Origin of the sequence: Bradyrhizobium sp. 153 (genome assembly GCF_023073835.1) — a bacterium.
GTDB lineage: Bacteria > Pseudomonadota > Alphaproteobacteria > Rhizobiales > Xanthobacteraceae > Bradyrhizobium.
The window spans coordinates 1-26865 of sequence record NZ_JADPKH010000147.1 but is presented as its reverse complement, the minus strand read 5'-3'; the positions used below and the strand labels follow the sequence as shown (position 1 = coordinate 26865).

General features: G+C 62.8%; 27 protein-coding genes and 2 pseudogenes. 15 read left to right on the top strand and 14 right to left on the bottom strand.

Annotated features, from left to right (window positions below; translation table 11 throughout):
* Positions 1–55: 55 nt before the first annotated feature.
* The 5 genes from IVA91_RS33460 to IVA91_RS33440 are packed head-to-tail and all read left to right on the top strand — an operon-like array spanning position 56 to position 5373.
* Positions 56–793, top strand: coding sequence for an SDR family oxidoreductase (locus tag IVA91_RS33460; protein WP_247422315.1), 738 nt, complete (start codon positions 56–58; stop codon positions 791–793).
* Between the two features lie 14 nt (positions 794–807).
* The gene (locus IVA91_RS33455; protein WP_247460388.1) at positions 808–1989 is read left to right on the top strand and encodes an acyl-CoA dehydrogenase family protein; all 1182 of its coding nucleotides are present in this window, start codon (positions 808–810) and stop codon (positions 1987–1989) included.
* A gap of 23 nt (positions 1990–2012) precedes the next feature.
* Positions 2013–3143, top strand: coding sequence for an acyl-CoA dehydrogenase family protein (locus IVA91_RS33450; protein ID WP_247460387.1), 1131 nt, complete (start codon positions 2013–2015; stop codon positions 3141–3143).
* Between the two features lie 14 nt (positions 3144–3157).
* Positions 3158–4345, top strand: coding sequence for an acetyl-CoA C-acyltransferase (locus IVA91_RS33445; RefSeq protein WP_247460385.1), 1188 nt, complete (start codon positions 3158–3160; stop codon positions 4343–4345).
* 23 nt (positions 4346–4368) lie between these two features.
* Complete coding sequence (locus tag IVA91_RS33440; protein WP_247460383.1) at positions 4369–5373, top strand: nitronate monooxygenase family protein; 1005 nt, start codon at positions 4369–4371, stop codon at positions 5371–5373.
* Between the two features lie 137 nt (positions 5374–5510).
* On the opposite strand, the gene IVA91_RS33435 is transcribed toward IVA91_RS33440, so the two are convergent.
* From IVA91_RS33435 to IVA91_RS33415, 5 genes are all read right to left on the bottom strand, one after another.
* Complete coding sequence (locus IVA91_RS33435; RefSeq protein ID WP_247460381.1) at positions 5511–6650, bottom strand: DUF305 domain-containing protein; 1140 nt, start codon at positions 6648–6650, stop codon at positions 5511–5513.
* A complete protein-coding gene (locus IVA91_RS33430) occupies positions 6647–6826 on the bottom strand; it encodes a CsbD family protein (RefSeq protein WP_247460379.1) in 180 nt (59 codons plus the stop codon). The genes IVA91_RS33435 and IVA91_RS33430 overlap by 4 nt, the downstream gene beginning before the upstream one ends.
* Before the next feature lie 149 nt (positions 6827–6975).
* Entirely contained in the window at positions 6976–8574 is a 1599-nt protein-coding gene (locus tag IVA91_RS33425; RefSeq protein ID WP_247460376.1) for an alpha-amylase family glycosyl hydrolase, read from the bottom strand.
* 41 nt (positions 8575–8615) lie between these two features.
* Positions 8616–9158, bottom strand: coding sequence for a hypothetical protein (locus IVA91_RS33420; protein ID WP_247460374.1), 543 nt, complete (start codon positions 9156–9158; stop codon positions 8616–8618).
* A gap of 11 nt (positions 9159–9169) precedes the next feature.
* The gene (locus IVA91_RS33415) at positions 9170–10345 is read right to left on the bottom strand and encodes a zinc-dependent alcohol dehydrogenase (protein ID WP_247460372.1); all 1176 of its coding nucleotides are present in this window, start codon (positions 10343–10345) and stop codon (positions 9170–9172) included.
* 166 nt (positions 10346–10511) lie between these two features.
* Between IVA91_RS33415 and IVA91_RS33410 the strand changes: the two genes are divergently transcribed.
* Positions 10512–11294, top strand: coding sequence for an SDR family NAD(P)-dependent oxidoreductase (locus tag IVA91_RS33410; protein WP_247460363.1), 783 nt, complete (start codon positions 10512–10514; stop codon positions 11292–11294).
* Between the two features lie 125 nt (positions 11295–11419).
* A complete protein-coding gene (locus IVA91_RS33405) occupies positions 11420–12373 on the top strand; it encodes a cation diffusion facilitator family transporter (protein WP_247460451.1) in 954 nt (317 codons plus the stop codon).
* Between the two features lie 319 nt (positions 12374–12692).
* On the opposite strand, the gene IVA91_RS33400 is transcribed toward IVA91_RS33405, so the two are convergent.
* Positions 12693–12938: a Rid family hydrolase gene (locus IVA91_RS33400; RefSeq protein WP_247460361.1), complete on the bottom strand. Its 246-nt coding sequence runs from the start codon at positions 12936–12938 to the stop codon at positions 12693–12695.
* A 304-nt stretch (positions 12939–13242) separates the two neighbouring features.
* On the opposite strand from IVA91_RS33400, the gene IVA91_RS33395 reads away from it, so the two are divergent.
* Positions 13243–15564 carry a molybdopterin guanine dinucleotide-containing S/N-oxide reductase gene (locus IVA91_RS33395; protein WP_247460359.1) on the top strand — a complete coding sequence of 774 codons (2322 nt, stop codon included), beginning with the start codon at positions 13243–13245 and terminating at the stop codon, positions 15562–15564.
* A gap of 65 nt (positions 15565–15629) precedes the next feature.
* Here IVA91_RS33395 and IVA91_RS33390 read toward each other — a convergent pair whose 3' ends face one another.
* The 5 genes from IVA91_RS33390 to IVA91_RS33370 all read right to left on the bottom strand — a co-directional run bounded on the left by IVA91_RS33390 (position 15630) and on the right by IVA91_RS33370 (position 19719).
* Positions 15630–16790 (bottom strand): MFS transporter, encoded by a 1161-nt coding sequence (locus IVA91_RS33390; RefSeq protein ID WP_247460357.1) that lies wholly within the window; start codon positions 16788–16790, stop codon positions 15630–15632.
* 736 nt (positions 16791–17526) lie between these two features.
* Positions 17527–17922 carry a hypothetical protein gene (locus IVA91_RS33385; RefSeq protein WP_247460355.1) on the bottom strand — a complete coding sequence of 132 codons (396 nt, stop codon included), beginning with the start codon at positions 17920–17922 and terminating at the stop codon, positions 17527–17529.
* A 13-nt stretch (positions 17923–17935) separates the two neighbouring features.
* The gene (locus tag IVA91_RS33380; protein ID WP_247460353.1) at positions 17936–18418 is read right to left on the bottom strand and encodes a hypothetical protein; all 483 of its coding nucleotides are present in this window, start codon (positions 18416–18418) and stop codon (positions 17936–17938) included.
* Entirely contained in the window at positions 18415–18852 is a 438-nt protein-coding gene (locus IVA91_RS33375) for an AlpA family phage regulatory protein (protein WP_247460351.1), read from the bottom strand. The genes IVA91_RS33380 and IVA91_RS33375 overlap by 4 nt, the downstream gene beginning before the upstream one ends.
* 498 nt (positions 18853–19350) lie before the next feature.
* Positions 19351–19719, bottom strand: coding sequence for a hypothetical protein (locus IVA91_RS33370; RefSeq protein WP_247460349.1), 369 nt, complete (start codon positions 19717–19719; stop codon positions 19351–19353).
* On the opposite strand from IVA91_RS33370, the gene IVA91_RS33365 reads away from it, so the two are divergent.
* From IVA91_RS33365 to IVA91_RS33345, 5 genes are all read left to right on the top strand, one after another.
* Positions 19709–19855 (top strand): hypothetical protein, encoded by a 147-nt coding sequence (locus IVA91_RS33365; protein WP_247460348.1) that lies wholly within the window; start codon positions 19709–19711, stop codon positions 19853–19855. The two genes, IVA91_RS33370 and IVA91_RS33365, sit on opposite strands and share 11 nt — an antisense overlap.
* A 194-nt stretch (positions 19856–20049) precedes the next feature.
* Entirely contained in the window at positions 20050–20418 is a 369-nt protein-coding gene (locus tag IVA91_RS33360) for a hypothetical protein (protein WP_247460346.1), read from the top strand.
* A gap of 257 nt (positions 20419–20675) precedes the next feature.
* Complete coding sequence (locus IVA91_RS33355; RefSeq protein ID WP_247460344.1) at positions 20676–21044, top strand: hypothetical protein; 369 nt, start codon at positions 20676–20678, stop codon at positions 21042–21044.
* 473 nt (positions 21045–21517) lie between these two features.
* Positions 21518–22522 (top strand): hypothetical protein, encoded by a 1005-nt coding sequence (locus IVA91_RS33350; RefSeq protein WP_247460342.1) that lies wholly within the window; start codon positions 21518–21520, stop codon positions 22520–22522.
* Positions 22523–22990: 468 nt separating this feature from the next.
* Positions 22991–23398 (top strand): hypothetical protein, encoded by a 408-nt coding sequence (locus tag IVA91_RS33345; RefSeq protein ID WP_247460340.1) that lies wholly within the window; start codon positions 22991–22993, stop codon positions 23396–23398.
* Between the two features lie 232 nt (positions 23399–23630).
* Here IVA91_RS33345 and IVA91_RS33340 read toward each other — a convergent pair whose 3' ends face one another.
* Positions 23631–23900 carry a hypothetical protein gene (locus IVA91_RS33340; protein WP_247460338.1) on the bottom strand — a complete coding sequence of 90 codons (270 nt, stop codon included), beginning with the start codon at positions 23898–23900 and terminating at the stop codon, positions 23631–23633.
* Positions 23901–24460: 560 nt separating this feature from the next.
* Here IVA91_RS33340 and IVA91_RS33335 point away from each other — a divergent pair.
* Entirely contained in the window at positions 24461–24688 is a 228-nt protein-coding gene (locus tag IVA91_RS33335; RefSeq protein WP_247460336.1) for a hypothetical protein, read from the top strand.
* A gap of 271 nt (positions 24689–24959) precedes the next feature.
* Positions 24960–25259 (top strand): DUF1330 domain-containing protein, encoded by a 300-nt coding sequence (locus IVA91_RS33330; protein ID WP_247460334.1) that lies wholly within the window; start codon positions 24960–24962, stop codon positions 25257–25259.
* A 262-nt stretch (positions 25260–25521) separates the two neighbouring features.
* On the opposite strand, the pseudogene IVA91_RS33325 reads toward IVA91_RS33330, so the two are convergent.
* Both IVA91_RS33325 and IVA91_RS33320 read right to left on the bottom strand, forming a co-directional pair.
* A pseudogene (locus tag IVA91_RS33325) lies at positions 25522–25730 on the bottom strand (PRC-barrel domain containing protein).
* 1030 nt (positions 25731–26760) lie between these two features.
* A pseudogene (locus IVA91_RS33320) lies at positions 26761–26865 on the bottom strand (IS5/IS1182 family transposase); the annotation flags it as partial.

The following is a 26865-nucleotide window of genomic DNA, read 5'->3' as shown; positions in this document are numbered from 1 at the left end:
CTCCGGCACCGGCAGAGCAGCTTCAACAGATCTAACCTAATCCGGGAGACGACCCTTGCAGAAGAGAAACGCAACCGTGGCCGTGATTGGTGCCGGCGACTATATCGGCAGCGAGATCGCAAAGAAGTTTGCCTCGGAGGGCTTCACAGTGTTTGCGGGGCGCCGCAACGGCGCCAAGCTCGATCCGCTCGTCAAGGAGATAGAGGCGGCCGGCGGCGAAATCCACGCGCGTTCGCTCGACGCGCGCAAGGAGGAGGAGATCATTTCCTTCCTGGGAGACGCCGACAAACATGCGCCGCTCGAGGTCTGCATTTTCAACATCGGGGCCAACGTCAACTTCCCTATCCTGGAAACGACCGAGCGCGTCTTCCGCAAGGTCTGGGAGATGGCCTGCTATTCCGGCTTTCTCGCCGGCCGCGAAGCCGCGCGGCTGATGCTGCCTCGCGGCAAGGGCAACATCTTCTTCACCGGCGCCACGGCGAGCCTGCGCGGCGGCATCGGCTATGCCGCCTTCGCCAGTGCCAAGTTCGGTCTGCGGGCCGTTGCCCAAGCCGCGGCGCGCGAACTGGGGCCGAAGAACATTCACGTTGCGCATCTCATCATCGACTCCGGGGTCGACACCGAATGGGTGCGCCAGCGGCGGGTCGAGGCGCTCGGTCCGGACGCCCTCGACAATCCCGATCTCTTGATGCCGCCGTCGTCGGTCGCGGAATCCTATTGGCTGCTGTATCAGCAGCCGCGCAGCGCCTGGACCTTCGAGCTGGAGATCCGCCCCTTCGGTGAGAAGTGGTAGCGGAGACCGCTGCGATGGAGCTCAATCTTTCCAGTGAGGACGCTGCCTTTCGCGATGAGGTGCGCGCCTTCATCGCAGAGAATTATCCGGCGGAAATGCGCGTTCCGAATCCCGAGACCGATTTGACCAAGGAGCAGTCGCTGCTCTGGCATCGCATTCTCTACAATAAGGGCTGGATCGCGCCGTTATGGCCCAAGGAGTATGGCGGTCCGGGCTGGTCGATCACGCAACGCTTCATCTTCGAGCAGGAGACCTCCCGGGCCGGAACGCTGCCGCCGCTCGCGTTCAGCGTGACCATGGTCGGGCCGGTGATCTACACGTTCGGCAACGAGGCGCAGAAGAGGCGCTTCCTGCCGCGGATTCTCTCCGGCGACGATTGGTGGTGCCAGGGCTATTCGGAGCCGGGCTCCGGCTCGGACCTTGCGACCGTCAGAACCAAGGCGGTGCGCGACGGCGACCACTACATCGTCAACGGCCACAAGACCTGGACCACGCTGGCGCAGCACGCCGACTGGATTTTCTGCCTGGTGCGGACCGACCCGAACGCGAAGCCGCAATCCGGCATCTCCTTCCTGCTGATCGACATGAAGTCGCCCGGCGTCACCGTGCGGCCGATCATCACGATCGAAGGCAGCCACGAGGTCAACGACGTCTTCCTCGAGAACGTCCGCGTGCCGGTGGAGAACCTCGTCGGCGAGGAGAACAAAGGTTGGACTTACGCCAAGTTCCTGCTCGGCAACGAGCGGACCAGCATGGCGGGCGTCGGCCGGTCGACCCGTTACATCGGGAAGCTGAAGCAGATCGTGAAGGCCGAGATACCAGCGCACGATCCGGCACATCTCGAGTTTCTGCGGGACATCGCCCGCATCGAGCTCGATGTCCTGGCTCTGGAGGCGACCGAATTGCGCGTGGTCGCCCAGATGGCGCGCGGCATCGACCCGGGGCCGGCGGCGTCGCTGTTCAAGATCCGCGGCACCGAGATATTCCAGAGCATCACCGAACTCACTCATCGCGCGATTGGCAATTACGGCCTTGCGATCCGCGAGCATCCGATCAGCACCAACCACTTCATGCCGGGCCCGGAGTACGCTCATACCGCGTCGGAGAAATATCTGAACGCGCGCAAGCTCAGCATCTACGGCGGATCGAACGAGATCCAGCGAAACATCATCGCCAAAGCAGTGCTCGGTCTTTAGGCGCGGCGCATCGGGAGGATCGGATGGACATCCAGTTTACGGAAGAGCAGGACATGCTGCGATCCAGCGTCCAGCGTTTGCTGCGCGACCAATACGATTTCGACACGCGCCGCAAGATCGTGGCGAGCGAGCAAGGCTTCAGCCGGAAGCATTGGGAGGCCTTCGCGGAGCTCGGGTTGCTCGCGGCGCCGTTCTCCGAGGAGGTCGGCGGTCTCGGCGGCGGTCCCTTGTCGACCATGATCATCATGCATGAGTTCGGCCGGCACCTCGTCATCGAGCCTTTCGTCGAAACGGTGGTGCTGGCCGGCGGCCTGATCGAGCAGATTGGCACGCCGGAGCAGAAACAAGCCTTCATCCCCGGCATCATCGACGGCACAAAGACCTGGGCTCTGGCCTGGACGGAGAAGGAATCGCGCTTCGATCTTGGCAATGTCACGACGACGGCGCGGCGCGAGGGCAATGACTACATCCTGAGCGGCGCGAAGACCATGGTGATCGCCGCGCCGTGGGCCGACGATCTGATCGTCTCGGCCCGGACCTCCGGCGATGACCGTGACCGTGGCGGCGTCAGCCTGTTCGTGGTCGATCGCCGCGCCGCCGGCGTCGATCTTCAGAGCTTCAAGACCATCGACGGCCGCCGCGCCGCCGAGATCAGCCTGCGCGAGGCTCGCGGGCAATTGCTCGGACCGGAAGGCGAGGGCGTTGCCGCGCTGGAGGCCTGCCGCGATCGCGCGATCGGCGCGCTCTGCGCGGAAGGCGTCGGTGCGATGGGCGAGCTGAATTCCGCCACACTGGAATATTCGAAGACCCGCAAGCAGTTCGGCACCACCATCGGCTCCTTCCAGGTGCTGCAGCATCGGATGGTCGACATGTTCATCGCGCATCAGGAGGCGCTCTCCCTGCTGCAACATCTCAACCTCAGCCTCGCTGCGGGCGATGTGGGACTCCCGCGGCTCGCCTCGGGCGCCAAGTCGAAGATCGGCTATGCCGGCAAGTTCGTCGCCGAGCAGGCGGTACAGCTTCATGGCGGCATGGGAATGACCGACGAGCTCAACGTCGGACATTATTTCAAGCGAATCTCCTCCATCAACATCCAGTTCGGCGATCCCGCGTTCCACGTGCTGCGCTACGCGCAGCTGGACGCAGCCGCGTAAACAGAGAGGCCAGCATGACGACTGAAGCAGTCATCGTTTCCACGGCTCGGACCGCCGTCGGCAAAGCCTATCGCGGCGCGCTCAACAACACGGACGGCCCCACCATGGCCGGGCATGTGATGGCCGAAGCGGTGAAGCGGGCCGGCATCGCGCCCGGCGAAGTCGAGGACGTGGTGATGGGCTGCGCGATGCAGCAAGGCACCATGGTGATGAACGTCGCCCGCAAGGGCGCGATCCGCGCTGGCCTGCCGGTCACCGTCGCCGGCACCACCATCGACCGCCAATGTGCGTCGGGGCTGCAGGCCATCGCAGTTGCAGCGCGGTCGGTCATGCTCGATGGCGTCGAAGTCGCGATCGGCGGCGGCATCGAGTCGATCAGTCTCGTGCAGAACGAGCACATGAACAAGTTCCACGCCGTCGACGATGAGCTGATGGCGATGAAGCCCGAAATGTACATGTCGATGCTCGAGACCGCCGAGATCGTCGCCGAGCGCTACAAGATCGGTCGCGACAAGCAGGATGAATATAGTCTCGAATGTCAACGGCGCGTCGGCGCTGCTTTGCAGGCCGGCCGCTTCAACGATGAGATCGTGCCATTCACGACCAGGATGGCGCTTGTCAACAAGGACACCAAGGAGGTCACCTACCAGGAGGTGACGCTAACAAAGGACGAAGGTCCACGCCCCGAGACCACGGCCGAGGGCCTGTCCAAGATCAAGCCGGTGTTCGAAGGCAAGACGATCAGCGCGGGCAATGCCAGCCAGCTTTCGGACGGTGCTTCGGCCTGCATCATCATGAGCGACAGGATCGCGGCCAGGAAGGGCCTCAAGCCGCTCGGCATCTTCCGCGGCTTCGTCGCCGCTGGCGTCGAACCCGACGAGATGGGCGTCGGCCCGGTCGTCGCGATCCCGCGCTTGCTCAAGCGCCATGACCTCAAGATCGACGACATCGATCTTTGGGAGCTGAACGAGGCTTACGCGGTGCAGGTGATTTATTGCCGCGACAAGCTCGGCATCGACCCGGACAAGCTCAACGTCAACGGCGGATCGATCGCGATCGGTCATCCCTACGGCATGACCGGAGCGCGGCTTACCGGCCACCTCCTTCTCGAGGGCCGGCGGCGCAAGGCGAAGTACGGCGTGGTGACCATGTGCATCGGCGGCGGCATGGGCGCGGCGGGACTGTTCGAAATCATTCACTGAGCGGAAACGCGGGGAGGTCATTCGTGAAGACAGCGATCACTGAACTGTTCGGCATCGAACATCCGATCATCCAGGGTGGGATGCACTATGTCGGCTTTGCCGAACTCGCAGCCGCGGTGTCGAATGCCGGCGGGCTCGGAATCATCACCGGCCTGACGCAGCGAACGCCGGAACTGCTGGCCAAGGAGATCGCGCGCTGCCGCGACATGACCGATAAGCCATTCGGGGTGAACTTGACTTTCCTGCCCACCTTCAGCGCACCGCCCTATCCGGAATACATCGCTGCGATCAGGGAGGGCGGCGTCAAGATCGTCGAAACCGCCGGGCGCAGCCCCGAACAGTACATGCCGGCCTTGAAGGCGGGCGGCATCAAGGTGATCCACAAATGCACCTCGGTCCGGCATTCGCTGAAGGCCGAGCAGATCGGCTGCGATGCCGTCAGCGTCGATGGTTTTGAATGCGGCGGCCATCCGGGCGAAGACGACATGCCCAACATGATCCTGTTGCCGCGTGCCGCCGAGGAACTGAAGATCCCGTTTGTTGCCTCCGGCGGCATGGCGGACGCGCGCAGCCTCGTTGCGGCGCTGGCAATGGGCGCCGCCGGCATGAACATGGGCACGCGCTTCATCGCCACCAAGGAGGCGCCGGTGCACGAGAACGTCAAGAATGCCTTGGTCCGGGCGTCGGAGCTCGATACAAGGCTGGTCATGCGGGCGCTCCGCAACACCGAGCGGGTCCTGAACAACAAGGGTGTCGAGCAGCTGCTCGGGGTCGAGCGGGAGAAAGGCAAGAGCCTCAAGATCGACGACATCCATGATCAGGTGGCTGGCGTTTATCCCAAGGTGATGATCGAGGGCGATATGGACGCGGGCGCCTGGAGTTGCGGCATGGTCGTCGGGCTCATCCACGACATTCCAACCGTGAAGGAGCTGCTCGACCGCATCATGGCGGATGCCGAGCGACTGATCAGGGGTAGGCTTACGGGATTTCTCGACGCCGACAGCGGGGCCGCGCTGAAGGTGGCGTGAAGCCGCGGCGAGCGGATCGGCCTTTTGTGCATCGAGCGACGCACTCGCACGAGTGCGTCAGGTGGATCTTGAAGACGGTCTTGCCGCAAAGAGGCTTCCTGGCCTGCCGCATCGATGCGAGCCAAGGTTCCGCGCGCTCAATTGGCGTTATCGCCGAACATGTTGCGTAACGCCGTCGCCACCGCGGCGACGCCGCTCACGCCCTGCATCAGCGCGATGTCACCTTGCTGCTCATGGCGGAGGGCATGAGCCATGATACGCAGGCGCGGATCGCCACGGCTGTGCCACATCTGGTCCGCCATCTTCACCGCACCCCGATGATGCAACGTCATCATCTCAACAAAGAGGCGAGCGAACGCCTCGGGCGCGGCGATCCTGACTTGACGCATCTCGGCTGGCGTCAGAAAGCCCGGCATGGCGGAGCGCTCCTGCGCGGTGCAGTCCGGCATCTCCGTGTCGAACCAGCTCAGCCACCAGTTCTCGAAGATTGTTTTCTCGCCGGTCTGGCTTGCGATCATCAGCATGGCGAGCTTCTGCAAATGCGGGTCTTGCGCACGCTCGGTTGCGATCCGCGCAAGCTCGATGCCTTGCGCGTGGTGGGTGGTCATGTGCCGGATATAGGCTTGGTCGACATCCCTGTCGCGTCCCATCCACGGCAGCTCGTAGCCATGGCGGCCGAAAAAGGCGGTCGTCCCGAGCAGTGCGATCACGACCAGGGCGCCGGTGATCCAGGCATTGGTGAATCGCACATCGCGGGCGGGCGTATCGCCGTGGGCCCAGCGCAGCCGCGCGAACAGGGGATACATCACGGCCGACGAGCCGTGCACCAGAAGCCCGATCCAGTAGGGCTGCTGCAGCGTGAACAGGGGCTGCCAGAACGGAAAAAGCGGTACCAGCACGAGCCATTCCATGCCTGAGGAAAACACCGCCCAGGGCAGCGCGAGCAGCAGGATCGTCAGCGGCCGCAAGTCCGCCGTCCAGCGTCCCAGCACGCCGAAGAAGACAACCGCCCAGGAAAAGTCCGCCCATTGATGGAACGCGATGCCGGTGACGACCGCGCTCCATGAGGGCTCGGCGCTGATCGCCCAGTCGCGCGCCGGAATGGTGGCGACAATCATCCAGTCGACCGCTGCATCGCGGCCGATCCGGGCGGCGAAGAGCTGGCTGACGATGGTCGAGAAGGTGCTGCTGATCAGGCCGAGCGCGATGGCCGCGGTCCAGCGCGAGCGGCGTCGCCTCCTGGTGACGTAAAGCGCCGGCTCGGACGGCGCGTTCACGTCAGCTGCTGGAGCTTCTTCAGCGGATTGAGCTCGCTCGGTTTGTCCTGTTCGTCGCGGCCGCGCTCCGCCTCGGCCTTGCCGTCCTCATGGAGCTCCTGATCCCCGACGATCTCGCCGACGGCCTGTTTCGCCTTGCCGGCGATCCGCTGCTTAAGACCCTTCACCTTGCCCATTGCAGCCTCCAAGCTCACGCCGCCGCCCCGGCCCCCAAAGGGGGAATGAGCGTCGGAGCTAGCGGTTTCGTCCAAAATGCGTCCGGCAGCACGGGGGGAGATGCCGGAGGCGTTGATCAGACTCCTCGGCGCGCCGATGGTTCCTCCGATCATCGCCGCGCGAGCTCAATGATCACGCCTTCATTGCCCCGAAGCAGGATCGATGCATCCCGCAATGCTTCGCGCGGCCGGTCCAGGTGCGTCGACATCAGCAGGCGGCCGCGGCCCTGCCAGTGCCATCTTCGCGGCTCGGCGGCCATGTTGAGCGCGACCAGCACTTCGCTTGGGCCCGCCAGGCGCTTGAAGGCGAGCACGTCGTTTTGCGAGCGCAGCGGCGCGTGGCTGCCGTCGCGCAGACAGGCATGCTCGCGCCGTAACGCGATCAGCGCGCGAAACAGCGCCAGGAGCGAACGCTCGTCCCGTCTCTGCTGCGCCACGTTTGGCGCATCGCCGGGCCCGAGGGGCAGCCACGGGCTGCCGGTGGTGAATCCGCCGCTCTCGCCGTCATCCCAGCGCATCGGCGCGCGCTCGGGGTCGCGGCAAAGTCCATAGCCCGGCACGAGCTTCTCGAAGGGATCGTGAACGCGATCGGCGGGAATGGGAACGCGCTTGCGGCCGATCTCGTCGCCCATGAAGAAGAACGGCGTTCCACGCAGCGTCATCAACAACACCGCGAGCACGCGCATCTGCGCCGCACCGATCTTGCTCGCGATCCGCTGCTTGTCATGCCCGCCGATCACCCACACCGGCCAAGCGCCCTTGGGGATGGCGTTGAGATAGGCGTCGATGGTCGCCTGGAGCGACAGCGCGTCCCATTGCGAGTCCAGCAGCGCAAAATTCAGCGGCAGGTGCAGGCGAGGTCGATCGTTGCCGTAGAAGTGCCCGATCCGGTCGGTCTTGCCCTGAACTTCGCCGCACAACACCCGGTCCGGATAGCCATCGATCACCTCCCGGATGAATTCGATGCACGACATCGTCTCCGGCCGGTCGTCGGTAAATACGGGCGTATGGCGTTGCGGCGGCGGCTTGTCCTTGGCCTTCGGGTTCGGTGGATTGTCGCGCAAGAGATCGTCTTTGATCAGCACGGCGCTGGCATCGACGCGAAAGCCGTCGACGCCGCGGTCGAGCCAGAAGCGCATGACGTCGGCGATCGCTGCTCTCACGTCCGGATTGCGCCAGTTCAGGTCCGGCTGCTCGACCAGGAAGGAGTGGTAATAATATTGCCGCCGCGCCTCACACCATTCCCAGGCGCTGCCGCCGAAACGACTGAGCCAATTGTTCGGCGGCCCGCCATTCTCGGCCGGATCGGCCCAGACGTACCAATCGGATTTCGCGCTGTGGCGCGAACTGCTGCTCTCGACGAACCAGGCATGGTCGTCGGCGGTATGATTGGGGACAAAGTCGAGAATGACCCGGATGTCTTCCGCGTGCAGGGCACTGAGGAGGCGATCGAACGCGTCGAGCGTGCCGAAACTCGGGTCGATTGAACAATAATCGGAGATATCATAGCCGAGATCGCGAAAGGGGGTGCGGTAGATCGGCGTCAGCCACACCGCATCGACGCCGAGCCATTTCAGGTAGTCGAGCCGCGACATCAAGCCGGCGAGGTCGCCTTTGCCGTCGCCATTGGAATCCTGGAACGAGATCGGCGCGATTTCATAAACGACTGCGGATTGCCACCACGCGCGTTCGTCACGGGATTCGTTCATTGCCTCGATTCACCTCGTTACGGTTTGTCTCTCGCGCGAACTCAGGATCGCTCGGGCATGGGGTGCGCTGCGATCTGCTTCGCGCCGCTTCTGGCGTTTTCCAGCCCCTTGGGGAAGCCGCTGCGGTTCGGATAGAGCTTGCGCCTTGCTTCGCGCGGCGGCCGCCGCGGCCTGGTGTCCTGCGCGGCGCGATAGTCGAGCATGGCGATGCCCCCGACCATCAGGAGCGCCAGCGCGATATTGCCTTTCTTGGGATTGTCGGGTGTCAGTCCGGAGAGCAGCGCGGCGGCATCGAGGCCGTCGCCGCCGACGCGGGCCCAGAGGCCGGCGTTCTTGTCCACGGACAGTGACATGATCCCGGCAAGGATCTCCCGCACGCCGAAGGCGCGGACCAGCGTCTCATGGCCTTCCATGCCCATCGTCGCGGTGATGCGCCTTGGCGCAAGGAATTCCACGGCGCCGAGAGCGATACTGAACCAGCCGAGCGCGCGAGCGAGCTGGTCTTCGGCGCGCTTCAGGCTCGGCCCGCCCTCGAGGATTTTCGGATCACCCTTGGTGCGGACGATGTTGGAGAAGTGAAACATGGCGGACTTCCTCAGGGCTTCAGCACGACCTTGACGCAGGAGTCACGCTTGTCGCGAAACACCTGGTACATTTCGGGGCCTTGGCTGAGCGGCACGGTATGGGTGATGACGAAGGACGGATCGATCTCGCCTTCCTCGATGCGGCGAAGCAGGTCGTCGGTCCAGCGATTGACGTGGGTCTGGCCGGTCCGCATCGTCAGCCCCTTGTTCATGAACGCGCCGATCGGCATCTTGTCAGAGAAGCCGCTATAGACGCCCGCGACCGAGATGATGCCGCCGGGACGGCAGACATAGATCATCTCGCGCAGCACGTGGGGCCGGTCGCTCTCCAGCATCACCATCTGCTTGGCGCGGTCGAGCAGCGTGTCCGGTTGCGAGGCCATCACATGCGCTTCCATGCCGGCGCAATCGATGCACTTCTCCGGTCCCTTGCCGTCGGTGAGTTCGTTTAGCCGTTCAACCACGCTTTCGGTCTCGAAATTGATCGTGGTGGCGCCGCCGGCTTCCGCCATGCTGAGCCGCTCGGGCAGGCAATCGATCGCAATCACCTGGTTGGCGCCGAGCAGGATGGCGCTGCGGATCGCCATCTGTCCGACCGGGCCGCAGCCCCAGATCGCGACAGTGTCGGTCGGCTCGATATCGCACTGCACCGCGGCCTGCCAGCCGGTCGGGAAGATGTCGCTGAGGAACAACAGCTGCTCGTCGGGGATGCCGGGGGGAACCTTGATGTGCGTGGCATCGGCGTAGGGCACACGCAGATACTCGGCCTGCCCGCCGGGATAGCCGCCGGTCAGATGCGTGTAGCCGAACAGGCCGGCGCAGGAATGACCGAACACCTTCTCAGCCAGATGACGCTTGCGGTTGGTGGTCTCGCAGACGGAGAAATTGCCGCGCTTGCACTGGTCGCATTCGCCGCAAATGATCGTGAACGGCACGACAATGCGGTCACCTTTCTTCAGCTTGCCGTCGACGCCGGAGCCGACCTCGACCACTTCACCCATGGTCTCGTGGCCCATGATGTCACCGGGCAGCATGCCTGGAATGAAATTGTGGAAGAGGTGCAGGTCCGAACCACAGATGGCGCAACTCGTGACCTTGATGATGGCGTCCCGCGGGTCCTGGATCTCCGGGTCGGTGACGCTGTCGCACCGGATGTCCTCCTTGCCATGCCATACCAGCGCCTTCATCTCCGTCCTCCGCTATCAATCACGTGGCATCTAAGTCCAGGCATGAACGATGGTTGCTATGCGAGGCGCAAATTCCTCGCACTGCACGAGCCTGGGGCGGAAATTGGAACAGGGTGGTCGGTTGGGCGATTGGGCGTCATCATCCCAATCCGCGAGGATATGCCCTATGTCCGCCAATCAACTCGCCGTCGTCACCGGCGCCTCAACCGGTATTGGCCTGGAACTCGCCAGGTGCTGCGCCCAGGCAGGTTTCAATCTCGTCATCGCCGCGGACGAGCCTGCGATCGAGCGGGTGGCCGTCGATCTGCGTAGGCTCGGCGGTAGTGTGGAGCCGGTCGAGACCGATCTCGCCACCACTGAAGGTGTCGATAAGCTCTGCGCCGCGATTGCCGACCGCCCGATCGACGCGCTGCTGGCGAATGCCGGCATCGGCCTCGGCCGGGCCTTCCTCGATCAGGATTTCCAACGCATCAGGCGCGTCGTCGACACCAACATCACCGGCACGCTTGACCTGATCCATCGCGTCGGCAACGCGATGCTGCGCCGCAACTCCGGGCGCATTCTCATCACGGGCTCGGTCGCCGGCTTCACGCCCGGCAGCTTCCAGGCGGTGTACAACGCCTCCAAGGCTTTTCTTGACTCGTTCTCCTTCGCGCTGCGCGAAGAGCTGCGCGATAGCGGCATCACCGTCACTTGCCTGATGCCTGGCGCCACCGACACTGAATTCTTCCGCCGCGCCGAAATGATGGACACCAAGGTCGGCACCGAGCAGAAGGATGGCGCCTACGAGGTGGCCAAGGCCGGCTTCGATGCAATGCTGCGGGGTGAGGCCGATATCGTCACCGGGTTGAAGAACAAGATCCAGACGACGGTCGCCAACATCACGCCGAACGAGATGCTGGCCAAGCAGCATCGGAAGATGGCCGAGCCGGGCACGGCAAAATCGTAGCGCGTGAGTGCACCGACGGCTTGCCGTAGACGGCGTCTGGTTCCTTCCGCTGTGCCGGCGAAAGCGCTGACCTTTGCGTAACCGGCGGGGCCGCCGACTGCAGAGGAGGACGGGCCTTGGTGAACATGGCCGCTGCATCATCATCGAAGACCGCCGTCTATGCCGCGCTTGCCGGCAATTTGCTCGTCGCGGTCACCAAGATCGGCGCCGCCATATGGACGGGAAGCTCGGCGATGACCAGCGAGGCCGTGCACTCGGTGGTCGATACCTCCAATGAGATGCTGCTGCTCTATGGCTACCGTCGTGCCAGCCGTCCAGCGGACGAATCCCATCCGCTCGGCTATGGGCGCGAATTGTATTTCTGGAGCTTCATCGTCGCCCTGCTGATCTTTGCGCTCGGTTCGGGCGTCTCGCTCTATCAGGGTGTCCTGCATGTCGCCGCGCCTGACCCGATCGAGGATCCCATCGTCAGTTTCATCGTGCTCGGGCTGTCGTTCCTGTTCGAGGGCGCCTCGTGGCTGGTCGCACTGCGCCGTTTCCGCTCGGACGCGGCGCGGTTTGGCTACTATCAGGCCTTTGTCCGCAGCAAGGACCCGCCCGCCTTCATGGTGCTGCTCGAGGACAGTGCGGCGCTGGTCGGCATCGTCATTGCGGCCGCGGCAACGGCGGCGGCGGTATGGCTGGCGCAACCGGTGTGGGACGGCGTCGGCTCGATCCTGATCGGGATTCTCCTGGGAATCACGTCCGTCGGGCTCGCCCGCGAGAGCAAGAGTCTATTGATCGGTGAGCCGGCGCACCCTGAGCTTGCGCGATCGATCCTCGAGATCGCGCGGCGCTCGCCGGGTGTGCTACAAGCCAACGGGCTCCTGACGGTACAACTATCCCCTGACGAGATCGTCGCCGCCCTCAGCGTCGAGTTCGCCGACGAGAAGCGCGCCGACGATATCGAGCAATGCGTGATCTCGCTCGAGAGTGAAATCCGCAAGCATCATCCGAGCGTCGCAGCCCTGTTCATCAAGCCCCAGACGAACGCGCGCTTTCACGCCGTTCGGGCGAAACGCTGGAGCCGCAGGTCCTAGCCACCGGCGGCGTTTGCGGCGCCCGGCACCACCTAACCAAAGAAAGCTCCGAGCCTTGGGAGATGTGATGCAGCGAGCGTATTGCAGCCGTTATGAAATTCTGCGGGCGCGAGCGTGCTGGCCGCGACAGGCCATCGCCGTCAGGTACTTGAGATCATCCCAGTCAAACAACACAGGTCCCCAACGCCCGCAGCCATTCTAACGCAAGGGATCTACATCAGTGTGCTTCGAGCGCAGAATCCCTGAGGGAAGCGGATGCGCATTGCGACCGCTACGCGGGCCGCGACGCGAATCCGCACAGCGGATTGGGCCTGCACCACTATTGTCGCGCAGCGATGGCGGTCATCTCGAGCTTGACGCCCGGGCCGAGATCGGCGACGCCAATTGCGGCCCGCGCCGGCAGATGAGCTTCTGCAAAGTGCGCCTTCCAGGCCGCATTGAACTCGGCCTTCTCCTTCAGGTCGGTCATGTAAATGGTCACCTGCAAGATGTTGGTCAGATCGGATCCGACGGTCTTCAGCAGCTGCGCCAGTTGCCGGAGGACGTCGTTTGCCTGGCCCGACATATCGAGGCTCGTGTCCTCGGGAACGATTCCACCGATGTAAAGCACGCATTGTGCTCGACCACTTCGTGGAGCAGACCTTCGTAAGGCGAGACGCGCTTGATCATGATGAGACCGTTGTGGCTTGAGGGGAGGGACGCATATCGCACATGTTCACGACCAATACGCGCCCCGTACCGCGCTCGTGCTCCGCTCGATGCCTTGCCCTTCACACACGGGAGCCCGGCGTTTGCATCAGCCCGGATCTCGATGACATCGGGATGCGGATCGCTATACTGTCACCACATACCGGAACAAGGACGATCTAATGGACGACACGATTGGCTTCCCCGACCCCGGCCTCGACCTGTCCGACGGCTTCAAGCCGCATACTTCGCATTGGGGCGTGTTTTCCGCGCGTCAAGGCAAGGCCGGACTCGAGGTGAGGGCCTATGCGGGGGATCCCGATCCGAACGGCATCATCGACAATTTCCCGGGCGCACTGCGGCATCAGGCCCGCATCGCCCAGCCGGCGATCCGCCGCGGCTGGCTCGAGCGCGGTCCCGGCCCGGACGATCGCCGCGGCCGCGACGAATTTGTCTCCGTGAGCTGGGAGAAGGCGCTCGATCTGCTCGGCGACGAGCTGGAGCGCGTCCGCAACACGCACGGTCCCGGCGCCGTGTTCGGCGGCTCCTATGGCTGGTCGAGCGCGGGCCGCTTTCATCACGCCCAGAGCCAGGTGCATCGCTTCCTCAACATCGCGATGGGCGGCTATGTGCGCTCGGTCAACACCTATTCTTCCGGCGCGTCCTCGGTGCTGCTGCCGCAGATCCTGGCCGGATACGAGGATATCACCAAGCGCAACGTCACCTGGGAGCAGATCGCCTCTGACACCGAGATCGTGCTGGCCTTCGGCGGCATGGCGCTGAAGAATTCCATGGTCGCCGGCGGCTCGATCAGCAAGCATGTCGAGCGCGGCGCCATGGCAGCGGCGCGCCGGCGCGGCTGCGAGTTCGTCCTGGTCAGCCCGCTGCGCGACGATCTTCCGGTCGAAGCCGGCGCCGAATGGCTGAGCTGCGTGCCGGGCACCGACACCGCGCTGATGCTCGGCATCGTCCACACGCTGGTGAGCGAAGGCTTGCACGATCAGGCTTTCCTCGATCGCTATACGGAGGGGTGGCCCGTCTTCCTGCGCTATCTCACCGGCGAGAGCGATGGGCAAGCGAAGCACGCCGAATGGGCCGCCCCGATCTGCGGCGTCGCCGCCGACAATATCCGCGCGCTGGCGCGCCGGCTCGCCGGAAAGCGCGCACTCATCACCGTATCGCATTCGCTGCAGCGCGCCGAACATGGCGAGCAGCCAGTGTGGATGGGGCTGGTGCTGGCGGCAGCGCTCGGCCAGATCGGTCTGTCCGGCGGTGGCTATGCCTATTCGTTAGGTGCGATCGGCTATTACGGCCGCCGCGTCAACGACGTGCCAGGACCGACGCTGGGGCAGGGCCGCAACGGCGTTGCCGACTTCATTCCGGTCGCGCGCATCGCGGACATGCTGCTCCACCCGGGCGCTACCTACCGCTACAATGGCGAGACGCGCACCTATCCGGACATTCGCCTCGTCTACTGGGCCGGCGGCAATCCCTTCCATCACCACCAGGACATCAACCGTCTGCGCAAGGCGTTTGCGCAAGTCGACACGCTGGTCGTGCACGAGCTCGGCTGGACCGCGACGGCCCGGCATGCCGACATCGTGCTGCCCGCGACCATGACGCTGGAGCGCGAGGACATCGGCTATTCCACCAACGATCCCCTCATGGTCGCCATGCACCGGATCGCCGAGCCGTTTGGCCTTTCGCGCGACGACTATGAGATCTTCGCCGATCTCGCCGAGCGTCTCGGTGCGCGCGAACCTTTCACTGAAGGCCGCAGCTCGCGGCAGTGGCTCGAGCATCTGTATGAGCCGACCCGCGCCTCGCTGGCCAAGCGTGGCCTGGAGGCGCCGAGCTTCGATGAATTTTGGCAACGCGGCAGCCTGATCGTGCCGCAGCAGCCCGACGACGGCGGCAGGCTGCGCCGCTTCCGTGAGGATCCCACAGGTCACGCCTTGCCGACGCCGAGCGGCCGCATCGAGATCTTCTCGGCGAAGATCGCAGGCCATGGTGATGCGGATTGTCCCGGTCATCCGGTCTGGCTGGAGAAGACCGACACACCGAAGCCGGGTGCGCCGTGCTTCCTCGTCGCCAATCAGCCGGTGACGCGCCTGCATAGCCAGCTCGATTTCGGCGGACATTCGCTGGCCGCCAAACATCGCGGCCGCGAGGTCGCGCGCATGAATCCGCGTGACGCTGATGCGCGCGGCATCAGGGATGGCGATATCATCCGCCTGTTCAACGACCGCGGCGCCTGCCTTGCCGCAGTCCACGTCACCGACGGCATCGCGCCGGGCGTGGTGCAACTGCCGACCGGCGCGTGGTATGACCCGATGGATCCCGAGGACGACGCGCCGCTCTGCGTGCACGGCAATCCGAACGTGCTCACCCGCGACATCGGCACCTCGTCCCTGGCGCAGGGTTGCACGGGGCAGTTGACAGCGGTCGAGGTGGAAAAGTTCACGGGCAATCTGCCGCCGATCCGGGCGTTCGATCCGGTGTAGGGTATTCGTCGAAGCCCGGATGGAGCGCGAGCGTAATCCGGGACCGCTCGTGCAGCATCGGCCGCTCACGCCCTGGCGCGCGATGTCCGGTGCTGCTCCTTCGTGACGATGCCTGCCGACAGCGTGACGAGACCCATCAGCGCGGCGAGCAGCCAGAACGCCGTTGGCAGCCCACTGGCGCGAGCAACGAAGCCGACGCCGGCGGGACCGATGAGGACGCCGGCATAGCCGGCGGTCGTGATCGCCGCGACGGCGAGGCCCGTGGGCATGGCTTTCTGCTTGGCCGCCCCGCGGAACAGCACCGGCACCAGATTCGATGCGCCGAGGCCGATGAGCAGGAAGCCGGCTATGGCAACCGCCGCTACCGGAGCCGTGAGCAGGACCACGAAGCCCGCGATGGCGATGAGGCTTCCCCACAACAGCGTGGCGCGGTCTCCGATGCGTGCGACGACGGCGTCGCCGCCGAGCCGCCCCACGGTCATCGCGATGGAGAACACCATATAGCCGGCGCCGCCTTGCGCCTCCGAGACGAGACCCGCGCCGATGACGAGCAGAGCTCCCCAATCGAGCATCGCGCCTTCGACGAGGAAGGTGATGGCGCCAAGCAGCGCGAGCAGGAGCACCGATCCGTGCGGCAGCACGAACAGAGGGCCCTCCTGCACCTGCGCTGAGCGGAGCAGGCGCGGCCAGCTCACCAACATCGCGATCAGCATCAGGATAGAGCAGACCAGCGCGCAGGTGAGCGCGCCGAATTGCAGCGAGAGCAGTGCCGTCATCAGCGCAGAGCCGGCGAAACCGCCGATGCTGAACAGCGCGTGGAAGCCGGACATCAGCGGACGTGCTGCGGCGCGCTCCACCTCCACCGCATGGATGTTCATGGCGACGTCGATCGAGCCGAGCGCGGCCCCGAACGCAAAGAGCGCCAGCGCCAGCGCTCCGGGCGAGCTCGCAATCACAAGCAGCGGCAGCACCAGGGCGAGACCGAGCCCGCCCGCGATGATGGTCGGTCTGCTGCCGTAGCGCGCACTCAGCACGCCGGTCAGAAGCATGGCGAGGACCGAGCCGATGCCGAGGCTGAGCAGCAGCAATCCGAGCATGCCGTCGTCGACGCCGAGGCGCGTCTTCGCGAACGGCACCAGCGGTGCCCAGCACGCAATGCCGAAGCCCGCGACGAGGAAGGCGAGTCGGGTCGCAAGGCGTGTTGCCGGCCGGTCGGCAGAAAGCATGGGAACTCCGGGGGAGCATGGGCGGGCGGCCGACAAGCCCCAGGATTGCCGCGCCATTATGTCCGAGCGGTGCACGAATTGTCGCAGGCTGCTCGTGAAAAATGCAAGCGGGCCCCGGCGGGGGAGAGGCGCCCATGGCCCCGCGCACCGGCTGGGCAAGGTGGGACTAGGCGCCCCAGGTGGTGAAATGTGGATGGATGTAAACAGACTAGCCAGGCCGGCGCGGGTCCGTCAGGCAAAACACCCGACCGTTTCCACATGTGTCGGTGTCAAGCCCTAAGCGGAAAAATATTCTCCTTTACCGAAATTCGGAAATGACGTATGTGTCGGCCATCCCGGCTCATCCGAGAGGGGCGATCATGTGTCGTGATGATCGCGGAGCCGGGCTTGCGGTGGACGCGGCAGCGTCGGGCGCGAGAGGCCAGGGGCAGGGCGGATTGCTCTCCGTGAGCCCTTAAGCTTCGCGCAGACGGACGGCGCTGTCAGGTTCGTCGCGCCAGCATCTCGATGGCAAGGTGCACAACGCCGTCGAACCCTGCGGCGCAGGCGAGCCGCGCGTACGGCAAAACCGTGTGGTCCTGGCTGCAAGGGTCTTTTTCTCGAGATTTTCGGGGTTTTTGTCAACCGGGCCCCAATAGGCCCTAGATCATGAGGGCAACGGGGGTTGAAACTCGCCGACACTCAAATGAAACGCCCCGGATGGTGCCGGGGCGTGATCATGGTCGTGGCTGGCCAGCTATTTGTTCTCAGCGTGCGGCCACTTGTCCAGAAAGTCGCGCATAGACTTACACTCGGCTTCAAACACGATGCGGCAGCGCTCCCATGCGACGGGCTCGATATGCGTCTTAATCTCTTCCTCCACGCGTGAGCGCAGATCATTTGGGTCCATCGCGTCCAGTTCCCAGCACAGTTGTCCGTAGGTCTTGCGAAACCATTTGGCGCGCGGGTCCAGTCTCTTCTCTTCCACATTGAAGGCAGGACGGCTGCCGAGTGCATCGCAATCGTCGCGGAGTAGCGCGATCCGCTCAATCGAGATGTAGTGTCCGCCGTAGCGCTCGATCCGCTCGGGAAGGTCGCGCTCTGACATCCACATTCCGCTCGGGTCGTAATCGCCGATGTAGAGGATTGTCACCGGATGGTCCTCATTATCGCGTTCCGAGATGTCGTTGATGACGGTGGCGCTGCCGAAGCCACATGACCCGGAAGCCGACCCCATAGGCATCGAGGACAGGCTGCAACACCCCGCGCACCGTACCCTTCTCCGACCACACCTCGACGCGTTCGGGCTGCTGCTGCCAGAAGTCACGCCGGTAGTCGCGCGCAGTGACCCGCATATATTCCGCGACATCATCCCATGTCGGCACGCGTTCAAGCTCGCGGGTCTCATCAACGATCCATTCCCATGGGATCGTCCCTTCTTCGCGGGCCTCTTTCAGCAGGCGGTAGACGCCTTGCATCTTGCTCATGGACGGGATCAAGCCCAGCGAGAACAACTTGTAGCCGACACCACGTCCGGTGATCGGCCGGGCGTCTTCGACGATTTTGTACATCGCCTTGATCATGTCGTGCGAGCGCTTCGCCCGGCCGCGACCTTTTCTCGTACTTGTTTGAAAATACTCGCCGGTCATCGCTGCACCGCCGCTTGCTGGCGGACCTTGCGCCGACCTTTGCCACGACCACGCGCGGGATCGAAATGCGGATCGCACTCGGCTATCGCCGTCTGCCAAGCGATGATCTCGTCCTCGAACCAAATCCGACGGTTCGGCGAGATATAGGTCGATCTCGGAAACCGACCTGCCTTTTCCATTCGCCACAACGTCGAGCGCCCGACCGGAACGATCTCAAGAACCTGCTTTTCGTTCAGCATGCGTCGAGGTCGGGGCCAGTTATCAGGTGCCTTGTTCCTCGTCTCGGCCTCACCCAGAGCGTGGCATTCGGCGCAGATCTGCATGCCGTGTCGCTCGTTGTCGCGGGCCAGCAAAGAGTACTCAGTCTCTGGCTTTTCCTGATTGCATGTCACGCAAACGCGGTTCGCCAACTCTGTACTTATCATGACAGCCATCAACCTCCCCGGAAGTGATCCGGGGTCCATCGCCAATGTCTACGGTCGGGTGGTGCCGCCCGCTGAGACGAAGCTGCCAGCAGTGACGCCGTGGCACGGGCGCTGTCGCAATTTTCGAACGCCCGTTGATGGATGAATTCTCAATCTGCTTTGCCAGCTCAGTCAATATGTCCGCTCAAATAAAAGCCGATAGTGAGGAAATTTGCAGCGAGAGGCAACAGCGGTGCCGCAGGACGAAGCATTGTAAGCTTCGATTTACGCAATCGGCCGACACAGAGCGCAGTTTATGCATGACACGCGCAAAAATCTGAGCCACCTTTATGCGATAGCTGCATGCTCATCATGAGAGGTTCGCCGTCGTGCCCACATCATCGCATGCTGTTCACGACCCCGCGCGGTCATGCCTGATCGGCTTCCCGTTGCCACCACGCGCGGCCCGGCGATCATTCCCCTATTCGCCGGGCCGTGCCGAACGCTAGGGAAAGTCCTATGGCAAAATCAGCGGCCGCGACGAATGACTTTGATGTCAACATAACATGCAGGGGCCTCAGCAAGGCCGATCTCGCCTCGTTGAATGATCTGCCGCTCCGGTGCACGACCACTGTGAGCGCGATGGCAGGCAGCCTGCCCGTCCAATAGCGGGGCGCGCGCCGTGAGCAACGCAGTCGTTGCAATCGACAGTGCAAAGGTGTGGCCGGAGACGTTGGCAAGATCAGTGCCGCCGACGCTCGTTCCTGTCCGATCGTCGCTGTCTCCGCCAGCCTCGCACGCACCACCCAAAAGAAAACCCGCGCCACGGTCCGCCACCGCGCGCGGGTACTTTCTGCAATTCGCCAACCATCGATGGAGATCGAAAATGGCCGACATCGGCAAGGCTATCGCGCGCCTCGACGGTGCGCAAGCCCGTCACAGCGAAACTGCCCGCAGGTCTTTCGCGAGTTTCAAGTTCGTTGGATCAGGGCCCTGGCTGCTGATCCTCGTCTCAATGCACGTGCCAAAGTGATAGGTAACTGCATTCTTAGCCACATCAATCAGCACTCCGGCGAGGCGATCCTTTCCGATCGAGCGATCAGCGATGAGACTGCCATTCCCGAGCGCGGGATCGCTAGGGGACGTGGACCGCTTCGGAAACATGGCTGGATCGATTGGAGACGAACGGGTGGCGCGAATGTCTACCGCGTGCTCAGCGATCACATAGTGGCGATGAACGACCGACTAGCTCGCCTCAAATCGCAGCGGAGTGCCGATGCCAAGAGCCGCACCCATCCGTGGCGGAACGGAACCATCGCGGTGATCCGCCACCTGTGGCGGAACGGAAGCATGATCAGCCGGATGCGATTAGCCAAATCGAGCATTGCGATCTGCCACCGGTGGCCGATCGCGTTCCGCCACCGGTGGCTGACAAACACCTTAATAGAACACCTAATTCAACACCTATTATTCCGCCTCGCTTCGCTCGGCGGCCGCTTCGCGGCATTGGTTTTGAAGAAGGGAAGGAAGAAAGAGCGACGACAATCGATCAGTGGTTGGCGAGCACAAGTATCGAGGAAAGAACCGCCGAATTGATGCCTTGCGCGCAGCGTCTCGGCCTCTCACACGACCAAACTCACGCTTTAGCGGATGAATTCGTTCAACACTGTCGCGCCACAAATAAGAGGAGCAAGCAATGGCCCGTTCTATGTCGCAGATGGTTTCGCACTCACACTCCTCGAAAGATCGCGCGGTGGTAGGGGGCGGTTCATGAGCACATTGGCCTTGCGTCGTCGCTGTTTCGCTGTTCCCGAGCTTTACGAACCTTAGTCGCATCGAGGTTCGCGAACGCCATGACCGCGCCCGTCCGGATCGATCTCGCCGCGCTCTCGGCAAACGAGTTGGCCGCCTTGCGGGACGCGCTGCGGACCCGGCCGGGTCAGCGGACGCCGGAAACCTTGGCCGCGCTTGCTGAGCGCGACCGGTTGGTCCGCGAGTTGGCGGCAAGGTGCTATCCCGGTCTTTGCCGCCATCAACAATCCATGCGCATCCACGACGAGCTTGCGCGCTATGCCTCGACGACGTGGACGAGGACGCGGGCCGATCTCGTATGTCGTCACCGCGACGATCGCCGCCGCCTAATCTGGCAAATCCTGAAAATGCGTGGCGGCCACGTCCCGGCGGTGCGGACGATCAACGATATCTTGGCTTGGCGCGGCTAGCACTGCGGCTCGCTCAGGCCTTCCGCCACCTTGACCTTACGATCGCGCGCGGCGTTAGACGACGGAGATGCAGATTTATCTTTACTAGAGCTAGTAATGATAGGCCCGATCTCCTCGCCCAAATAAGTTGGAGGAGATCTATGCCGACATTCGGCTGATCGTGTTCGAAGCGCCGATGTCACCGCAACATATGGCGGGCCCTCACCACAGCGCACATTCTGCGCGTGCTGATCGGCTCGTGCGCCCTAGTCGGAGAAATGCCGCTTTGGCCTCATTGCAGCGAGCTAACTGATTTCGCTGCAAACGAGACGTGGTGTGATCCGCTCACAATTCTCAGCGAGGCACGCCATGACGCGCAATCGGTTTCAGGATTTCGGCTTCGGCGGCGATCGGCCGCCGATTAGGAACGAGGCGGCGAGCTTTCCGGCAGGTGACGCCAGCAGCAGCATTGTCTCCGGCCCACTACCGGCATGATGGTGATCAATGCCGGTGATCCGCTGGAAGTGCTTCCGGCGGAAGCCCGCGAGAAAGTTGCGGACCTGCAACGCCGCCGCGCAGATGTGACCACGCTGTACAGGTCGGCTTTCGAGGACGAGCAGATGTTGCGCGCGGAAATCTTCAAGCACGAGGCCCGCATTGCGGAATTGATGGAGCCGCGCGGACGGGGTGGCTTCGGTCTCGGCAGCGATGACATGCGGGTCACGACCGAACAGGCAAAGCTTGATCAGAAGCGCAGCGACCTTGCCCGCTTGCTAGCCACGAAGGAGGCGCGGGGTACCGAAAGCCAGCGGCTCGGCACCCTGCTGCGCAACATCGAGCAGATGATCACGGCGCGTCCAGCAGGGACCGTTGGCAGGATGATCGAGATCGAGCGTCCGTCGTTCAAAGGCGACCTGATCGATGCCATCGAGCGCCGTCGCGCTCGCGCTCGCGAACTGCGGGCCGATGAGGCCCGCGCACGCTGCGCGCCCCGTCCGAGCGCGGTTCGCAAGGCTGCCATGGTCGCTCAAGTCGAAGCATTGGCCGAGCAAGGGCGGCCGGATGCGGCTAGCAGCATCGAGCATGGCGAGCCGATCGAGTGGCCGCTCGCAAACTGGCAGTTCGAAGTGCACAACGTCGCTCCTGGCGCTGTTGCGTTCGGGCGGCTTATCGATCCTAAGGCGCTCATTGCGTGGTTGTTCAAGGATCAACTGATCGATCGTCTATCCGTCGAGATCGACGAATGTGCCGACGATGAGGCGGCGCTCGGTGACGAGGAGCGGCGAGAGCGGATCACGCAAATTCTCGCGGACCTGCTTTTCGTCGAGCGCGAGGAGTGCGCGCTGATCGAGATCGCGAAGCAGCAGGGTCTACCGGCCGATTACCGGGACGATTGCGACGCGCGCGCGATCTTGCAGATCGAGTGGGCCGCCGCGCCGCCGCCGGAGCCGCGCGCAGATGCGGGCGAGGCTGGCATCGTTCGTCATATTGGCTCGTAGGTTCTGAGATGCGCCGCCGGTTTTGCGCATGGGCAGGCGGCGCGTTCGGCGCGGCGGGTGGGCGGTTGCTCCTTGTCCGCCGCGTACGGTGTCGAGTGCAGGATCATCTAGCAAGAGCATGAGCCGCGCGGGACCCGGTCAGTTACGCTGACTTGCTATATCCGTCGTCGGAGTGAAGCTGCCGAGCCCGATCCAGTCTACGGTCCCTGGGCTCTAACCAATTTGAGACATTGTGCATTTTCGACGCTGTTTCTAAGGCGCGTCGGGTGGCGTATAATTTAGTTGCCCTTGAATAAGACGGGACAGCCGAAATCGCCGTCCGGGCGAACGAGCGGTATTGATGTCATCGGCAGGCACGCTCTCTTAAGAAACCGACGCTTTTTTTGCTGTTCGCACGACAATTCACATTCCACGAAATGCGCGCGCCGCTTCTGTGGCGGCTCGTTGCTGTAATCTCAGGAGAAAGCGATGAACAAGATCGATAGAAGGTCAGCGTTGGGTATCGGGTTGGCAGCGGCTTCGGCGGCCATGATAAAGCCAGCCGCCGCTCAGACCACGGGCTACAAAGACGAGACACCGTGGCCGGGTGTCGTAGTGCGCGCTTATAATGGCGAGACACCGTCCCTCATCCCTGGCTTTAAGATCGTCTCGATGCGCGACATCATCATGCAGCCGGGATCGAAGACCATGGGGCCGCCGATGATGAATGCCATGATCTGCCATATCACCGAAGGGGAGCTTCGGCTTGATCAGGACGGAAAGACCTTTACAGCCAAGAAGAACTTCGTGTGGACCTGCAACAAGGATACAAAAGAGCAGGCGTTCAATGATGGGAATGTGGTCGCAATTATGAGGATCACGGACCTGAAGGCTTAAGGCTCGTTTTTTCGTAAGACGGATTGCAGGTGCGATTGGCGTACTCGACGAGAACCATCGGCGCGTGCCGCAGGCCACGCTCGCGGCTCGTCTCTTTCGCAGTCCCGATTGCGGGCACTCGCATCTGATTAACAGTCTAAGGGCGAGCTGATCAGCGAGGTCGGAAAAGGCCGACCTCCTGTCCGTAACGGGGCTACTTGCCATCCGTCCCGGTAAATCACCTGCAGGCCGTTTACCGCGATTTACGCAAATGGGTCGGCCCGGAGTAGCCCTCGCCGTTAGAACGCATGGGCGGCGGTTTATGGCCGGTGCCGTTGAGGTCCGCCTCGCTCAGAGCCAAGTCTGCGAGCCGCGATACCGTGAGGCCATGCGCGCAGCCGCGTCGCCGCAGCGCTGCCGCGCGCTGTCTGGCGTAGTCCTGTCGCAACAGCGCGAGGAATACGGCCCGATCCCGCCGAGAAAGCGCCCGCCACTCCCGCCATGCCCGTTCTAGCTCGGTCATCGGCCCTATCCCGTTGAATTCGCGAGAGTACCGGATGCACCAAAATCGGAAAAGGTCGCCGCCAGATATGCGGAGAGCGGGCTGTCGCGCGTCCCGGCCCTCAACGCCCGTTTCGGAGGACCCGCCAAAGCGCCGACACAAGCTTCCAGAGTGGCCGGGACGGTGCATCGTCCTCGCTATCCGGCGCGGCCGACGTTGCCTCATTGTCCAATTCGGTCAGCCGCTCCACCATTCCTTCTAGTCGCGGTGGTAGCGGGGTGAGATTGTCCGTGAGGGTGCTTCGAAGTTGCTCACCGATCTCGTTGCAGATCGCCCGGCGATGCTCCGGATGACCTAAACCGGGCGGATTGGACCACGGGCGCAGTTGAGGGGTAACTGCCATGGCTGCCACCGTTGTTCTTAACGTGCACCGCCTCGTTGCCGTGCACGGGTGTCCTGCCGCCGTCCTAGTAACGTGCGACATGCCCACCTTGATCCCGCTGCTCCGAGCAGAAGTTCTACGATCGCCAACCCGGTTCCCATGCTATCATGCTCTCCCGCGTGGGATTGGGAGGCAAGAAATGTCTACCTACCTGCGATTACAAACCGCCGATTTAAAGCCGGAAATCGTCAGCCGCGTTACGGCAGCTTACGAGCAGGCGCTCTATCTCATCTGCATCGAGGATCGCGGCGACAATGATCCCCTTGCGGAAGCCGTCGCTAGGAAGATCATCGAGATTGCGCAAACCGACATCCGTGATCCGGCAGAAATTGCGGCTTTGGCGATCAAGGAACTTGAAATGCGTTAGGCATCCCGCGCGCGCTTGGAACCGAAACATTTCTCACCGACGGGAGGTTGGCTATTGGGCTTCGGGGGCTTCGCAACGCGCGAGGCGCGCCAATGACCCCTCTCCCGGTGGGCGATGTGTTTCTCACGATCGCAATCATGGCCGTGACCTTCATGGTCGAGATCGGCCTTTCTATCTTGATCGGGATGTTCTGAATGGTCGTGCAGCGGAAATCACGGCTCTCCGCGATCCGTGATAGGCTTCTGACCGAAGACCATGCCGGAGAGCGGCCATGCCGAAGGCTTACTTGATTGCTGAGCACGTCATCACCGAGCCCGCCGTGTTTGAGGAGTACCGGGTCAAGGTCGGGCCAATGATCGAAAAATATGGCGGACGGTATCTGACAAAGGGCGGCGCACATCAATTTCCCGAAGGCGGCCATTGGGAGCCGGATCGAGTTGTCATCATCGAATTCCCGGACAAGCAATCGCTCGATGCTTGGTACAACTCGCCTGAGTATCAGCCGCTCATAAAGCTACGCAAAGAGAGCACGAGTGATCTCGATATGCTGATCACGCTTGAGGGCGTCTAGCCTGCGTGACAAACGCCCACGACTTTCTTCGCCTAATCGGGTCGGCCCCCTTCGGCTCTTGCTCAATTGCGGAGCGGATTATGGACGCCGACGAAGAGCAGCAAGAGCTTCAAGATCAGATCATGCGGTACCGTATGATGAGCACGACGTCACCGATCCACTCGCACTCGGTCTCCTACACGACATCCTCGCAGAATTAGAAGCGGCGCTGCAAGCATTCAACGAATAGCCGGATGCAAGGCTCGGAGCCCATCTGAGGTCTCTAGCCCTCCACAAGCTTGATGGTTGAGACCGGCCATCTTCCGTCATGGCCTTTGATCGAAATCCGAAGCCCGTGCAATTCATCCAGCCAAACATTTTCACCGTGCCTGCCTTTCCATCGGTGAGCACGACAGCTTTGCCGATCAATTCGGACTGCGCCTCACCGTACTCACTCAAAATTCTTGATGCACGGCGTTTCACCGATGGCATTGCTCGTCCATGTTCGGCGAGCCATCTGCGGCTCAACGACGAGGTTTTTTCCTATGCTCTACCCCGGGAACGATTGACGGTGAGCGCTCCTCTAAGTTCCGGAGCCGGTCGATTTGCTTTTTAAGCCTCTCCGGTGGGTCCGGCTCAGGCTTTAGCGCTGCGCGCTCAGGCTTTAGCGCTGCGCGCAATTTCTCGGCAATTTCTTTAGCTATGGCTCGGCTGTGTTTGTGGTCTATGTCAATGCGGCGGGGCACAACAAAACCTCCTGCCTGCCCCTTTCGCAGCTTCTCCGCCCGCGAGCACGGCTGCCCTACTAAAAGAACCGGAGACCGCCGCTTTTGGCTATCTGCGCGAGCGCTTGTATTCAGGACAGCGGGTCGCTCACAGCGACCTTTGGCTATCCCGCGACATGCGCCGTGTTAGTACCGGCGAGCGGCGGTCTCATGTGTTTCTAAAACCTGTCAGGTGCTTTCGTTCCGATATCTGATCGCGACGCGGCTGTTCCATTCGGACGAGGAACCGGGAATGTCGCGCACCTTAGGGATACGCGTTGGTATCATCCGAACAGTCCGCTGGGCGTCCGCTCGCTCGGATGCAGGCGCGATAGAGCCACGGCTCGCGGTAGCAGCCCGACCATACGCCGGTTGGCGGCTTATCCACACCAATTTGGCATCGACGTCTTTGTTCAATCTGCACGCGAGTTACAGTCAATTATGGCTCGCGTCCAGAACCCGATACTTTTTTCAGTCTATTTCGGCATTCCCTCACAAGCTCTATCGGCTGCCGGGCTAATCGATCCTTTCCTAGACGTTGACATACCGCTGTTTATCGACCCGGTGCTGCTGGAGAAGTCCGCCAATACCACGGTCAGCACAACCGCGATTGCCCGCTTTCGCAAGCACTTTGAGATATTGGTACGCATGCTGAACATTTCAAAGACGGAAAATGACGTGGCTTGGAAGGCCGCGCGGCGGCAACTCGATTTGCGTGAGCCTCCTGAGAGCCTGACTCAAAAAGCGCGTGGACGCTATCAAGGTCTGGCTAGACGGCGAATTAGGAGCCTTAGATGGGCGGCGAGCAGCCAAGCGAGCTCGGTAGCGGCAGTGCGTTCGAAGTCTTTGGAGAGGCGCCGGCA